Origin of the sequence: Dyadobacter sp., from assembly GCF_039919315.1 — a bacterium.
In the GTDB taxonomy this organism is placed as follows: Bacteria; Bacteroidota; Bacteroidia; order Cytophagales; family Spirosomataceae; genus Dyadobacter.
The window spans coordinates 56,311-70,273 of record NZ_JBDSFX010000035.1 but is presented as its reverse complement, the minus strand read 5'-3'; the positions used below and the strand labels follow the sequence as shown (position 1 = coordinate 70,273).

Annotated in this window: 12 protein-coding genes; 8 read left to right on the top strand and 4 right to left on the bottom strand. The window is 45.0% G+C overall.

Annotation, left to right across the window (positions count from 1 at the left end; genetic code table 11):
* The first annotated feature begins 9 nt into the window (after positions 1 to 9).
* Entirely contained in the window at positions 10 to 1,446 is a 1,437-nt protein-coding gene (locus ABIO93_RS10195) for a Gfo/Idh/MocA family oxidoreductase (RefSeq protein WP_348067165.1), read from the top strand.
* A gap of 44 nt (positions 1,447 to 1,490) precedes the next feature.
* Here the strand turns inward: ABIO93_RS10195 and ABIO93_RS10190 are convergent, their stop codons facing one another.
* Positions 1,491 to 2,351 (bottom strand): AraC family transcriptional regulator, encoded by an 861-nt coding sequence (locus ABIO93_RS10190; protein ID WP_348067163.1) that lies wholly within the window; start codon positions 2,349 to 2,351, stop codon positions 1,491 to 1,493.
* A 296-nt stretch (positions 2,352 to 2,647) separates the two neighbouring features.
* Between ABIO93_RS10190 and ABIO93_RS10185 the strand changes: the two genes are divergently transcribed.
* From ABIO93_RS10185 to ABIO93_RS10160, 6 genes are all read left to right on the top strand, one after another.
* Positions 2,648 to 3,076 carry an META domain-containing protein gene (locus ABIO93_RS10185; RefSeq protein ID WP_348067161.1) on the top strand — a complete coding sequence of 143 codons (429 nt, stop codon included), beginning with the start codon at positions 2,648 to 2,650 and terminating at the stop codon, positions 3,074 to 3,076.
* A 283-nt stretch (positions 3,077 to 3,359) separates the two neighbouring features.
* Positions 3,360 to 4,187, top strand: a complete 828-nt coding sequence (locus tag ABIO93_RS10180) for a sugar phosphate isomerase/epimerase (protein ID WP_348067272.1) — start codon at positions 3,360 to 3,362, stop codon at positions 4,185 to 4,187.
* Between the two features lie 316 nt (positions 4,188 to 4,503).
* Positions 4,504 to 6,978 carry a TonB-dependent receptor gene (locus ABIO93_RS10175; RefSeq protein ID WP_348067159.1) on the top strand — a complete coding sequence of 825 codons (2,475 nt, stop codon included), beginning with the start codon at positions 4,504 to 4,506 and terminating at the stop codon, positions 6,976 to 6,978.
* Between the two features lie 28 nt (positions 6,979 to 7,006).
* Positions 7,007 to 8,179: a PepSY-associated TM helix domain-containing protein gene (locus ABIO93_RS10170; protein WP_348067157.1), complete on the top strand. Its 1,173-nt coding sequence runs from the start codon at positions 7,007 to 7,009 to the stop codon at positions 8,177 to 8,179.
* A 109-nt stretch (positions 8,180 to 8,288) separates the two neighbouring features.
* Positions 8,289 to 8,582 carry a type II toxin-antitoxin system HigB family toxin gene (locus ABIO93_RS10165; RefSeq protein WP_348067155.1) on the top strand — a complete coding sequence of 98 codons (294 nt, stop codon included), beginning with the start codon at positions 8,289 to 8,291 and terminating at the stop codon, positions 8,580 to 8,582.
* Entirely contained in the window at positions 8,579 to 8,962 is a 384-nt protein-coding gene (locus ABIO93_RS10160) for a helix-turn-helix domain-containing protein (protein ID WP_348067153.1), read from the top strand. Before ABIO93_RS10165 ends, ABIO93_RS10160 begins: the two co-directional genes overlap by 4 nt.
* Before the next feature lie 80 nt (positions 8,963 to 9,042).
* Here ABIO93_RS10160 and ABIO93_RS10155 read toward each other — a convergent pair whose 3' ends face one another.
* The 3 genes from ABIO93_RS10155 to ABIO93_RS10145 all read right to left on the bottom strand — a co-directional run bounded on the left by ABIO93_RS10155 (position 9,043) and on the right by ABIO93_RS10145 (position 12,417).
* Entirely contained in the window at positions 9,043 to 10,479 is a 1,437-nt protein-coding gene (locus ABIO93_RS10155) for a glycoside hydrolase family 125 protein (protein ID WP_348067151.1), read from the bottom strand.
* Between the two features lie 81 nt (positions 10,480 to 10,560).
* Positions 10,561 to 11,832, bottom strand: coding sequence for a DUF5009 domain-containing protein (locus ABIO93_RS10150; RefSeq protein ID WP_348067150.1), 1,272 nt, complete (start codon positions 11,830 to 11,832; stop codon positions 10,561 to 10,563).
* Between the two features lie 27 nt (positions 11,833 to 11,859).
* Positions 11,860 to 12,417 carry an N-acetyltransferase gene (locus ABIO93_RS10145; protein WP_348067148.1) on the bottom strand — a complete coding sequence of 186 codons (558 nt, stop codon included), beginning with the start codon at positions 12,415 to 12,417 and terminating at the stop codon, positions 11,860 to 11,862.
* A gap of 235 nt (positions 12,418 to 12,652) precedes the next feature.
* Here ABIO93_RS10145 and ABIO93_RS10140 point away from each other — a divergent pair, with 235 nt between their 5' ends.
* Complete coding sequence (locus ABIO93_RS10140; protein WP_348067146.1) at positions 12,653 to 13,780, top strand: Gfo/Idh/MocA family oxidoreductase; 1,128 nt, start codon at positions 12,653 to 12,655, stop codon at positions 13,778 to 13,780.
* Positions 13,781 to 13,963 lie beyond the last annotated feature (183 nt).

The window sequence follows — 13,963 nt, the reverse complement described above, 5'->3', positions numbered from 1 at the left end:
TGAAATATCATGAATGAAATAAATCAGGCAAATAATGGCAACAGGCGAGCATTTCTTAAAACCGCCGCCACCGGGACTGCGGGCATCATTGCGGCTTCCATGTTTCCGACCATCGTTCCTTCTACTGTTTTTGGAAAAACCGCACCCAGTAACCGGATCAATATTGGACAGATCGGTTTCGGTCGCATCGGCTCGTCGCACGACTTGCCGGAAGTGATTAAAAACGAAGCGGCCCACGTGATCGCTGTTGCGGATTTGGATAAAAACAGACTGGCCAAAGGAAAAGTATGGATTGAGAAAAAATATGCGGACCGGACAGGTAAAGAAAATTACCTGGAAGTGAAAACCTACGACGATTACCACGAGATATTAGCAAGAAAAGACATTGACGCGGTGATCATCAGTACGCCGGATCACTGGCATGCGCAGCCTGCTATGGAAGCTGCCGTGGCTGGAAAGCACATTTACATGCAAAAACCGACTTCGCTGACGATCAAGGAAGGTCGGATGATGGCGGATATGATCAAAAAGAAAGGCGTGATATTTCAATTGGGTAGCCAGCAGCGTTCAGTCAATCCCTGGCCGCAGTTTAAAAGGACTTGTGAGCTGGTGCGCAATGGAAGAATTGGCAAACTGAAAAAGGTATATGTAGGATTGCCCGGTGATCCCGCAGGAGGAAGTACTGAGCAAATGCCTGTTCCCTCCAACCTGAACTACGACATGTGGCTGGGTTCAACACCAGAAATTTTCTACACGCTGGATCGGGTGCATTCCCAAAGCAATATTAATGACCGTCCGGGCTGGCTGCGTTTGGAACAATTCGGCGCGGGAATGATCACCGGCTGGGGCTCGCACCATATCGATATTGCACATTGGGGAATGGATACAGAGCTTACCGGACCAGTTGAGATCGAAGGCAAAGCCACATTTCCGGCCAAAGGATCAGGATTATGGGACGTTCATGGTGATTTTCTGGTGAATGCGAAATATGCCAATGGTGTTGAAATGGAAATTGGTGGTACTAACCCGAACGGGATCAAATTTGAAGGTACCGAAGGCTGGATATTTGTTTCACGGGGGAATGTAGGCGTAACCGCTTCTGACCCGGTTGCCGCTTCTTCGGCTGCGAAAAACGAAGCATTTTACGCGAGTGATTCCAAAATTCTTGGATCTGTGATCGGAGCAAATGAAATCCATTTGTACGAAAGCCCTGAACAGCATCAAAACTGGATCGAGAGCATTCAAAATGGTAAGCAAACGATCAGTCATGCTGAAATTGCACAGCGCTCCTGCACAGCCTGCCTCCTGGCACATACTGCCATGAAACTGGGACGTAAATTGAAATGGGACCCGAAAAAAGAAGATTTCATTGGTGACAAAGAAGCCAGTGCTACACTTTCGCGACCTCAGCGCGGCCCGTACGGAACAACCCGTGTGAAAGGTTGAAAGGAAAAGAGACTTGGTAAGCCTTGAAGGCTTGCCAAGTCTTGTTAATAATTCCCCTTGTACTCGCGCGGGGTATGCCCAATGTACCGTTTGAAATTCCGGTTAAAATTGGATAGTGAATCGAAACCGCTGTCATAGGCGATCTGGGCAATAGTCCATTTGTCTTCCAAGAGAAGCTTGCACGCATGCCCAATCCTGATTTCGTTGACAAAATCAATGAAGGTTTTATTAGACCTTGCTTTGAAATACCTGCAAAAAGCCGCTTCCGTCATTCCGGCCAGCGACGCTACATCCCCCAGCCTGATCTCCTGAAAGAAATGCTGCAAAACATAGTTATGCACTTTTTGCATGCGTTCCGTCTCTGAAATTTTGTAGGTATTCACATATCCGTAGCTCGAAATCGGTGCGCCGCCCGGCTCGTGTGCCAATTTATCGAGCAGCGTCAGTAACTGGATAATGCTTTTGAAACCCTCCGCATGATTCAGCGAAACCAGTTCTTGACGGATATGCTCCCGCAATGCTCCTTTGTATTCGATGCCTCTTTTTGAATCGAGAAAAAGTTGACGCAACGCCAGCATTTCAGGTTTCTCCAGAAAGTCTTTCCCTAAAAAATCTTCCTGAAAATATAATACGATCCCATGGGTGGAAAGTGAGGAGCCGGGTTCGAAATATCCCGGGTCGCTTCTCCATAAATGGGGTACATCCGGCCCCAGGAAAACAGTGTCGCCCGGTTCGAAAGTTTGCACCGAATCCCCGATCAACCGCTTGCCCGTGCCCTCCATCACGGTGAACAATTGGTAATGCGGATGAAAATGCCAGTTAGGATCAAAATGAGGCGCTTTCAGCTCCTGAACAGTCACTGTATGGACCTGACTCTCTATATTTTTATGAATGGGTGCCTTCATGTAACCTATCTTAATTTTACCACAAACCTCATTATTTTACAATATTAACATCAAAATATGATTAGTTGCAACATATATCTTCCAAACCCCGCACCATGAGAAAAGTAAAATTCACTTATTAAGTGGCAAACGAATAACCCGTTCGTAGCGTTATCTTGTATACGCGGTTGCAGAGCCCCTTCCTGATTGTTATAGAATGGCATAGTTATTTTTATTTAAAGAACTATCCGATTTTTTACAACCTTTTCGGCCGTTATCCCGTCCTCTTTATCACGTTCCGAAAAAATGAAAGCATTATGAAAACCCTTGTACTTCCTTTAGTCATGGTACTATTTTCCCTGCTGGTTGCAAGCTGTGGAAAAACCACCACAATCAGTAGTAACATGGAGCTTACCGGCAAATGGCAGCTGGAAAGTATAGTACAGGAAGAAGACACGATACCAAAGCCCGGGCCGGCCAAAGGACAGCTGGACGTGAGCCTTAATTTTAAAGATAAAGGAGAGCTGGAAGGAACTTCGTCAACCAACTATATCACCGGATTTTACGAAACCGCGCAGCAAAATACCATTCAATTGGGTGGCGGAGGAACGGAGCGCGCTGAAACTTCCTGGGGCAATCTTTTCGTGAATGCCCTGCCGAACGTGAATGTATATGATCTCAAATCCAATCGCCTGATTTTATTCTACGAAAACAACAATCAGCTAATTTTCAGCAGAATACAATAATTGCAGGATCTCATTATTTTTATTTCAAAAGCAGTTCTGACTAAATATCAGGACTGCTTTTTCATTGCCATTTGGCTGTAATAGCTTTATTTTACCCTATTAAGAGTTCATAGCGTTTCCCTCAAATCAATATAGAGTCAATAGTCGTCAAATGATGTGGATATATGCGTATGATTTTTCTTTAAAATTGTACGAATATTATCAGGACATTTACACTGATAACGTATCCTATTTAACAACTCCGCCACTTCCCCACAGAAGGGCCGCTTACAATCCGATTTTGATGAAGTACAGTATGAATCTCCTGCTTTGGGGAAACCAAATTGATGACAGTCTTTTTCCTACCCTTGAACTTATCAAGAAAATCGGTTTTGACGGAGTTGAGGTACCCATATTTAATACTAACCCCGAACATTGGTTTAATTTTCGCAAAAAATTGAACGACATTGGTCTGGAATGTGAAACAGACACGATTTGCGGCCCGGCCGAGCACCTGATCAGTGCAGATCCCGCCATGAGAAGGCATACCATTGAACATCTCAAAAGCGTGCTCGACTGTTCGCTCGTTCTCGGCGCAACCAAATTAATGGGCCCGTACCATTCAGCATTGGGTGTTTTCACCGGCAAGCCGGCCACTGAGGAAGAATGGAACTGGGGAATAGAAGGCATCCGGGAAGTAGCCGATTACGCTGAATCGCTTGACATTACGCTCGGCCTTGAATATCTGAACCGGTTCGAACTGTACCTCACCAGCTGCGGTGATGAGCTGATCCGGTTTGTGGACGAGGTTAATCACCCGAATTGCAAGATCATGTTCGATACTTTTCATGCCAACATTGAGGAAAAGAACATTGGCGATACGATCCGTAAAGCCGGTGACCGTATCTCATTTATCCAGCTTTCAGAAAATGACCGCTCTACGCCTGGAAAAGGCAATGTAGATTGGGAAGGGGTTTTCAAAGCCATTAAAGACATTAAATACGACGGCTGGATCAGTATCGAAGCATTCAGCCCCAAACTTCCGGTCGCTAACATCTGGCGCAAAATGTTTGAATCCGAAGAGCAACTGATGCGGGACGGACTGGCATTTATCAAATCTAATCTTTCTTAAGCTACCGAGGTTGCATGCCTACGGCATTTAAATGTTTTGGGGATTCATTTTTTCCCGACCGAGGTGGCATGCCTATGGCATTGTCGCGACATTTCATCGAATCTAAAAAATCGCATTAGCGATGTAATATCGGTACCGATGTAACCATTCAACAGAAATGGTTAACAATTAAAATATTACCAGAAAAAATTGAACAAATAAAACGAATTTCAGATCTACCTCTGTTTTAGTTCGAATACGCATTCTATTTATTTTGCATTAGTCTAAATAAGATTACTTTTGCTTCATTATTTAGAAAGCTTATTAATACTAAAACATGAAGAGATATATTCTACTACTTTTTACATTCCTCAACCTCACTGCATTTGCTCAAACGGGCGTCATTAGGGGTCAGGTTACCAATGGCTCAGGGCAGCCTGTGGAGTCCATTAACCTGATATTGAAAGGCACTGGCAAAGGTACCGTCACAACTGCCTCCGGTAATTTTGAATTCATTGCATTACCTGCCGGAAATTACGTCGTTATTGGTACCGGAGTAGGTTTCAAGCGCATTGACAAGCATGTTTCCCTGAAAGCAGACGAAACAGCAACATTGCAATTGACAGCGACAGAAGATGCTCACGAGCTGCAAACAGTGGAAGTGACCGGCCGCAGAGAAACTACTTACAAAAATGACCTGTCATTCATAGCCAGCAAAACAGCCACTCCGATTAAGGAAGTTCCTCAGTCGATCAGCTACATTACGAAGGAAGTAATGCGCGACCAGGGCACTTTTCTGATGGGCGACGCAGTGAAAAATATGAGCGGGGTCAATCAGTTTACTTTTTATGATGACCTCACCATCCGTGGCTTCCGCATGAATGGCGGCAGTACTACCCAGCTTGTGAATGGCCTGAGAACATTCTCGGGTTTCTGGAAACAACCGCCGGTCAACTACCTGGAAAGAGTGGAAGTGATCAAAGGTGCGGCCTCTGCATTGTATGGCAATACGTCTCCTGGCGGGACCATTAACCGGGTTACCAAAAAACCATTGACAACTCCCCAAAAATCGCTGACGTTTACCACCGGTAGTTTCAATACCCTGCGCACACTGGCTGATTTCACCGGGCCAATGAATGAAAAGAAAACATTGCTCTACCGGCTGAACCTCGGGTACGTGAATGCGCAAGGTTTCCGTAACCTCCAATTTGATAAAAACATCATTGTTGCCCCATCGGTATCATTCTTACCTACCGAAAAAACCCGGATCAACTTTGACCTGGTTTACAACAGATCCAACAGCCGCCTCGATCGCGGGCAGTCGGTGAAAGGAAATGACCTTTATTCGAGCTCTATCAAAACATCACTGAATGCGGTGAATGATTACCTGAACGAGGAAACTTACCTGATCACTACTTCCCTGAACCATCAGTTTACCCGAAATACATCTTTCAACGTGGCCTACCTGCGCACCGGCTACTCGGAAGACCTGCTCGAACACCGCAGCAGCAATGTGAATGGTGTGGATTCGGCAGGAAAAACGATTGAAAACCTGGTAGCCAGACAAGTTTTTATCCGCAAAACGAAGTCTTTTATGGACAATGTCTCCCTGTTTTTCAATCATAATTTCAACACAGGAATTGTTGAGCATAAGTTGGTGGCGGGATACGACTACATTCAATCGATGACTCCAAAAGGTTCGGGTCAGCAAACTGCGAACGGCTACTTGTTGAAAGCGGGAGGCGCTGCGGCCTATAATGCGAAGACGCCCGAGAAATACCTGTTCTACAATTACACTGAAAATGGTATCGTGAGAAGTATTCCTAAACCCAATATTTCCCATTACGATCTCACATTGCAGAACAACAACATGGAAGATCCTTCCAAGTACACATTCAATGTGATTACCAATTCGGCCACAATGCCCGTTTTTTACAAATTACACGGTTTGTACTTGCAGGAACAGCTTAAAATCAATCGTTTGCAGATTTTGCTCGGCCTGCGTTATGATACTTACATTGATAAAAAGAACTACACAACGAATAACGAAACCGACGTGACCCAGCACGCTTTGCTGCCGCGTATTGGGGCTGTGTATACGCTGACCAACAATATCAATGTGTACGGTACCTATACCAAGGGCTACAACCCTCAGGATGCTGCAGTGCAAAGCGACCCGCTCTCCGGCGGACCATTTGACCCGATCAGAAGCAGCTTGTCGGAAGCAGGTTTGAAAACGGAATGGATCGACGGCCGGTTAACAGCCAACGTGTCGGTGTACAAGATCACGCAAACCAACACTTTATACTCGGCTAATGCAGCGGACAACCCTAATTTGATGCAACAAATTGGCGAGGAAACCGCAAAAGGTGCTGAGTTTGACATGACTGGGAACATTCTGCCCAACTGGAACATGATCCTTACTTACAGTTACAACGATGCAAAAATCACCGACGCAGGTTCTAAAACTACTGATCAGGTACTGGTTAACAGGCAAAAACCTAATTCACCGAAAAACCAGGGAAGCATCTGGACCAAATACACCTTCGTGAACAACGCACTGAGCGGCTTCGGCCTGGCGTTGGGAGGAAATTTTGTAGCTGAGCGCAATGTGTCCATTAATAACACCCAAACCTTGCCAAGCTATGCATTGCTAAATGGAGCCATTTATTACAAGATCGACAAATTTCAGTTTCAGGTCAATCTCAACAATCTGACCAATAAAACACATTGGGTTGGCGGTTATGATTATCTGAGACTGTTTCCAGGTGCCCCACGCAACTTTATGTCGACCATTTCCTACACTTTTTAAAATGTGATCCATTCATAAGCCAGCAACTGTGAAAAAAACATTAAAGAAAATTGCATCGCAACTGCATTTATGGCTGGGGATTTCCTCCGGTCTTGTGGTTTTTGTAGTGGCCCTAACCGGCTGCATACTTGTGTTCGAAGACGAGCTGGAACCTGTCATTAATAAACAATTCCACGTCGTCAATGTCGTCGAAGGTCAGCGAAGACTTCCGCTGGATATCCTGCAGCGCAATGTCGCGCAGCAGTTTCCCCGCAAAAAAATAACCCGGGTTTCATTGGAACCGGATGCTGATCGTACAGTTATTTTTGGTTTAAAATCAGGCAAAAAAGAAAAGGACGTCTTTTCGGTTGCAGTCAATCCCTACAATGGACAGATCGCAGGAACAAGACAGGAGAATGATGCTTTTTTTCATGTGGTGCTGCAATTACACCGTTACCTCTGCCTGGAAGAGACCGGGAAGGTGATTACGGGCATTTCCTGTGTCATGTTCCTGGTCATTATGGTCACCGGCCTAATACTTTGGTGGCCCAATAGAAAAAACCGCAAGCAGCGTTTCACGGTAAAATGGGATGCTAAATTCAAGAGGTTGAACTGGGACCTGCATGCCATATTGGGTTTTTATACACTGCCTTTTGTGTTTATTATCGCCGCAACTGGTCTGGTTTGGAGTTACAAATGGGTCAATAATATGATTTACATCACATTCGACGGCAAGCCTCAGCAAAAGCGGGAAGCGCCCGCGAACATTTCATTAGTACCGGCGAATGCAGGCACTTTGGAAAAAATATTTACAGAAACCAACCGCCAGCTCCCCAATCCCGGCAGAATTCTGATGACCATTCCTGAACCCGACAGCCTTTCCATCACCGTTTCCAAAGTCGATGATCACGCCGCGATCAGCAACATTGTCAATTTTTTATATTTTGATAAAAACGAAGGTCAGCTGATCAGCAAGCGACTTTATTCGTCTGAAACGACGGGAATGAAGGTCAGGCGACTGGTGTATCCGATCCACACAGGAAGCTTGCTAGGCTGGCCCACCAAAATCATCGCATTTTTGTCAGCACTGATCGCGGCCACATTACCTGTGACGGGGGTTATAATTTGGCTTGGGAGGAAGACGAAAAGTAAGAAAGTGCCGGTTAGAGCGGTTGGTGCGAGACGCCGGATCTCAAAGTCCAAGATTGTTGTAGAGCGTTAGAGAGATTTAGCGTTAACAGAAAATATTCAAATATTGAATTAATTAATAATTTCTTAATTAATTTAAGAAATTATTAACTTTCTGATATCTTGCGTGCAAAATACACACTATGATCATTTTTAGTACGAGTACGCTTCGGGCTTTTATTGAATTGCATCCCGATATTGAAGATGCGCTCAACAACTGGAGAGCGGTTGTTACAAAAGCAAGCTTTTCAAACTTTTCAGAAATTAGAAATTTATTTAATTCTGTGGATGCTGTTGGCAACGATCTGTATGTATTTAATATCAGAGGAAACCATTATCGTCTGATTGCCCGGATACACTTTAATGTAAGAACTGTATATATCAAGTTTATAGGGAGCCATAGTGAATATGACAAACTCGACGTCAAAGCTTTATGAAAAACGAAACTTCTAAATACAAGGTAGCAAACGAGCAGGAACACGTGGAATTACTGGCGCGGGTCGATGTCTTGATGCGAAAAGGCGAAGAAAATGTGACATCTGATGAGTCAGAAGAAATTCGCCAGATGGGGCTTGCTTTGCAGGCATATGAGCTTGAAATCTATCCGATTTCAGCTCCGAAAACTTTGGAAGGTATGATCGAGTTACGCATGTACGAAATGCGTCTTAAACAAAAAGACCTAGCCGAGACGTTAGGCGTTTCTCCCGTCAAATTATCGATGATTCTCAGCGGAAAACAAAAGCCCGACATTCCATTTATCAAGGCGCTGCATCAAAAATTGAATGTTTCGGCCGATTTTATTTTGGAACATATTTGAAATTGAATTGTATATCATCAAAAATGCCGTAGGTGGTTGTTACATACCTACGGCATTTTTATGGACAACAAACAAACACCTTAATACACCTTCGCCAGCAAATGCGGGCGTTCTTTTTCCAATTTCAATATCAGCTCCCCGAAAAGCGTATTCACCCAGGCAAACCATTTACGTGTAAACTTCGAGTCGTCGTCTTTGTCGAATGATTCGTGCATAAAACCGGTGTGGTTATGCGTGTATTTCAGCTGCTTCAATTGCGCCTCAATTTCTTTATCATCCGTAGAGGTAATCGCCCGGGCAATGATCCCCATCGGCCATACCTGATCCACCAACGTATGCGGACTTCCTAGCCCCTCTCCTACTTTTCCTTTGAAAAAATATGGATTCGAATCGCTCAACACAAATTTCCTGGTGTTGATATAAATCGGATCCTTCACCGACATTGCGCCCAGATACGGCATACTGATCAGACCTGGGATGCCGGCGTCGTCCATTAAAAGGTGGTTTCCAAAACCATCGACTTCGAAAGCATAGATTTTGCCAAATTGTGGGTGTGGATAAACCGCGTATTTCTTCAATGCATTTTCAACTTCCAATGCCAGCGCCTTAAATTCACCTGCCAACTTGGTTTCTTCTAAGCCTGCTGTTTTTTCCAGAAGCTCAGCCACTTCGCGGAAAGAAACAACTGCAAAGAAGTTGCTCGGAATAAAGAATGGATACACCGTCGCATCATCCGAAGGACGGAAAGTACTCGCGATCAATCCATTCGGCTTAACAGGATTACCAAAGCCATTTCCTGGAACGGTATCAGTAGACCATGACGTAACACGCCCAAACTTATAAGGTCCCGGTCCCGTCTTGCGCTGCTGTTCCTTGCAGGTTTTCAGGATCAGCCGCATCGCTTCCCGCCAGTCGGCATCGAAAGGTTTAGCGTCACCCGTAGTTTTCCAGTAATTATATGCCAACCGAATCGTGTAGCAGAGCGAATCCAGTTCCCACTTCCTTTCGTGGAGCATCGGCTTCATCGCAGTTGCATCCTTGGTCCATTCGCTTTCCTTCGGCCGGTCGTAAAACGCATTGGCATAAGGATCAATGATAATGCATTTGGTTTGACGGTTGATCAGACCGGCCACCATTTCTTTCAATTGATTATCTTCCTTCAATAAAGGCAGATACGGCCAAACCTGTGCGGTACTGTCGCGGAGCCACATCGCATCAATGTCGCCAGTGATCACGAATGTATCCGGCTTGCCGTCGATGGGCTTGTAATGAACGGTGGTATCGATGGTATTGGGGAAACAGTTTTCAAACAACCAGGCGAGCTCAGGATCCTTAATGACTTTTTTCATTCTGACGATGGTCGCCTCTACCGCCGGGCTAGTAAAGCTGCGTTTATCGGCTGGAATGCGTACCACCGGGAAATCTGCGGCTGCGTTTTTGGCAAATGACCATTTTGAAATGCCTAGTCCTGCAACGGCCAGGGCACTGGTCTTTATGAATGTTCTGCGTTGAAACATTGGATTCAGGAAAAATTTGAATTCTTAAAAAATTTTAAAGAAGCAATTTAGGTAAATTTTTCTGCTTCGCTTGAAAAGAAATCAAACCTTAAATACCAGCTTATTACGGTAAAGAATAACCAAAATCACAAACCATAGCGTGAGATACAGCAACGCATAAGCCAGTGACGCATTCATTGGATCTGAGAAAAGCGGCGAGATCTGATACTTGTACAAATAAGGTACAAAATCCATTTCACCACCCGCCGGATCAGTTGGATTGGTCACTTTGATCGCATTCAAAATCCTCACGATCAAACCAGAAAAGAAGAAAACAACCATTGGATTTACCCCAAAAATCACAAAGAATGTCGTCCAGCCTGCATAACCTTTTACATCAATAATATAAAAAAGCAGAGCCAGACATAACAACGCCCAGCCTGCTGCGTACAATACAAACGAGCTGGTCCAGAGTGCTTTGTTCAGCGGAAAAGCCAAACTCCATAGCCAGCCGATCGCAATGCCGGCCAATGCGGCAGTTACAAGGTACCCGGCCTTTCTATTTTTATCAATGTCTAACTTTAATAAGGTACCTGCCAGCAAACCTGCAATGCCGGTACCGATCGCCGGTATGGTACTCAAAATTCCTTCCGGGTCCCAGGTTTTGGAAGTTGCCCATAAATGCCCTGGCAGCAGAAAATTATCCAGCCAGGCAGCCAGGTTTGTGCCTTTTTCAAGATTAGCCTCGCCTACTCCCGGAACCGGAATCAATGTCATAATCGCCCAGTAAGCAAGTAATAAAACCACCCCGACTACCGTCTGCGTCACCCAGCCAGATCTCAGATATAGTAATGAAGCGATCAGATACACAACAGCTATCCGCTGCAACACACCTGGAATCCGCACGCTTTTGAATTGCTCGAAACCGCCAAATGCCAGAATCATCATGATCAGAAATATTGACAATGCGGTGATAAACTGCCATTTGCGGTCGTAGTCGGCGAATAATACTACCACTACCACGGCTGTAAAAACAAGTCGGATACCTAGCAATGGTAATCCTTCCAGACCAAACATATGAATTCTGCTGAAAAACCCGTAAAACACGCCGAGACAAAATATCCGCAGCGTACGCGTCACGATCTTTTGGACAACAGCTGCATTCCAGGATTTCTGAGGGGTAGCGAGGACAATTGAAATACCGACAATGAAAAGAAAAGTGGGAAATACCAGGTCGGTAGGTGTGCAGCCGTGCCACTCGGCGTGCAGGAGCGGCGCATACACGTGCCCCCAGTCGCCGGGATTGTTAACGATGGTCATCATGATAATGGTGAGCCCGCGAAGGACATCCAGCGAGAGTAACCGTTGCTTCATACTATATTTAAGAGTTTAGTTTTTCTACTAATGCAATACTTTCCTGACCATATGAAAATAGCTGTGTCCCAGAAAATCCTTTTCACCGGCAACATTAAATCTCAGGTCTTCGTATAATCTTTTAGCATCGGGATTGACTTTATCCACGATCAGTCCCACTTTTTCGAAACCTAGCGAGGCTGCGTGCTCGCAAAAGGCAGCGATCAGTTTTTTGCCAATACCCTTGCCCTGATGCGCCGGATCGACACTCACACAATCTATATAATATTCTCCGGCTTCCGTTTCGTCTCCGGGCGTGAAATCAGGCTGGACTTCGCGCAAACGGTCTACAACTGGCTGCCGTAATTCATGAAGCCGGGCTCCGTCGTAACCCGTAACCGAACCTACAACACCGGTTTCATCTTCAAAAACCAATGTGTTGACGTAACTGTACTGATTATCATTTCTTTCAAAAAATGTCTTGACCAGCGGAATAGCATCCTCGTAATGTTCCGAGCCGGCAAAGATCCCGGCAATGTGTCCCAAAGCCTGAACAAGTAATGGTGCCACTGCATTACCATCTGCGGAAGTAGCTTTTCTGATCATGGAATCACTTTTTTGTTTAAATAAAGGTATTTTTCTATCCATTTTTTGCTTAAAAACTCCTTATGGCCTAAAAATACATCAAAATACAGTCAGTACTAATCAAAAGACGTAAAGTTTTTAGCACTATTTTGTTTTAAAATTGTATTGTCAATCCAATATCTTGCCCGCAATGGCCGGTGTTCTTAATTTAACAGCACTAACCCATTCAAACCGAAATCATTAACCTATTATAAGTATGTCTAAAAAAATTAATGTTGCAATCGTTGGACTAGGCTTCGGAGCCGAATTTATCCCCATTTATCAGCAACATCCTAATGCTAATATGTATGCCATTTGCCAGCGCACCGAGTCGAAACTGAATGCGGTGGGTGATCAGTATGGTATTGAAGTACGTTACACAAGTTACGATGACCTTTTGAATGACCCGAATGTAGACGCGGTTCACATTAATTCCCCTATTCCCAACCACGCCGAGCAAACATTAAAAGCACTACGCGCGGGCAAGCACGTGGCCTGCACAGTTCCAATGGCTACCAGTGTGGAGGATTGCATTGAAATCGTAAAAGCTACCAAAGAATCAGGCAAAAAATATATGATGATGGAAACCGTGGTATATGCCCGGGAATTCCTTTTCGTGAAAGAATTATATGAAAAAGGCGAGCTTGGCAAAGTTCAGTTTTTGAAAGCGAGCCATCAGCAGGATATGGAAGGCTGGCCTGATTACTGGCCTGGATTGCCTCCAATGCATTATGCTACGCATTGCGTGGGACCGGTAGCAGGTTTGCTCAAACTGGAAGCGGAGTACGTTTCCTGTTTCGGATCAGGCACGATCAGCGAAGATCTTGCCAAAATCCACAACTCTCCATTTGCAGTGGAATCGGCACATATCAAATTCAAAGACAGCGACTTATCAGCATATGTGTACCGCTCATTGTTTGATGTGGCGCGTCAGTACCGCGAAAGTTTTGAAGTTTACGGAAGCAAAAAATCATTTGAATGGCCATTGATCGAAGGTGAAGATCCTGTGATCCACACCGCGAAAAAGCCTGAGCATGAAATTGCCGAGAAGGTAACGACACCCGATTACGCACATTACTTACCAAAAGAAATTCAACATTTCACTGGTCATGGCGTGTATGATCTGGATGATAACTCACACTTATCGTTTGTACAGGGCGGTGGCCACGGAGGTTCGCACCCGCACCTTGCACACGAGTTTATCAGCGCATTGATCGAAGACCGCGAACCTTTCCCGAATGCATGGCAGTCGGCTAACTGGACGAGCGTAGGTATCCTGGCCCATGAGTCGGCCTTGCAAGGCGGTGCTTTGATACAGCTTCCTGATTTTAAGGAACTGTCATAGTAATCAGCTTGTCATCCTGCGCGGACCGGGCCGCCGGGCGGTCGAAGGAATTTTGCAGAGTGCATATGCACTTCGACTGCGCTCAGTGTGACAAAGCAACCAACAATGACAAATTAACTAATTGATACAATGTAGGTTACACTGACAAAAACTAAGAAGACAACCATTAAAGAGAAATTAATT

Excerpts from the sequence above, each read along its gene's own strand:
- ABIO93_RS10195 (WP_348067165.1), top strand. The coding sequence starts at position 10 with ATGAATGAAATAAATCAGGCAAATAATGGCAACAGGCGAGCATTTCTT.
- ABIO93_RS10190 (WP_348067163.1), bottom strand. The coding sequence starts at position 2,351 with ATGAAGGCACCCATTCATAAAAATATAGAGAGTCAGGTCCATACAGTG.
- ABIO93_RS10185 (WP_348067161.1), top strand. The coding sequence starts at position 2,648 with ATGAAAACCCTTGTACTTCCTTTAGTCATGGTACTATTTTCCCTGCTG.
- ABIO93_RS10180 (WP_348067272.1), top strand. The coding sequence starts at position 3,360 with ATGAAGTACAGTATGAATCTCCTGCTTTGGGGAAACCAAATTGATGAC.
- ABIO93_RS10175 (WP_348067159.1), top strand. The coding sequence starts at position 4,504 with ATGAAGAGATATATTCTACTACTTTTTACATTCCTCAACCTCACTGCA.
- ABIO93_RS10165 (WP_348067155.1), top strand. The coding sequence starts at position 8,289 with ATGATCATTTTTAGTACGAGTACGCTTCGGGCTTTTATTGAATTGCAT.
- ABIO93_RS10160 (WP_348067153.1), top strand. The coding sequence starts at position 8,579 with ATGAAAAACGAAACTTCTAAATACAAGGTAGCAAACGAGCAGGAACAC.
- ABIO93_RS10155 (WP_348067151.1), bottom strand. The coding sequence starts at position 10,479 with ATGTTTCAACGCAGAACATTCATAAAGACCAGTGCCCTGGCCGTTGCA.
- ABIO93_RS10150 (WP_348067150.1), bottom strand. The coding sequence starts at position 11,832 with ATGAAGCAACGGTTACTCTCGCTGGATGTCCTTCGCGGGCTCACCATT.
- ABIO93_RS10145 (WP_348067148.1), bottom strand. The coding sequence starts at position 12,417 with ATGATCAGAAAAGCTACTTCCGCAGATGGTAATGCAGTGGCACCATTA.
- ABIO93_RS10140 (WP_348067146.1), top strand. The coding sequence starts at position 12,653 with ATGTCTAAAAAAATTAATGTTGCAATCGTTGGACTAGGCTTCGGAGCC.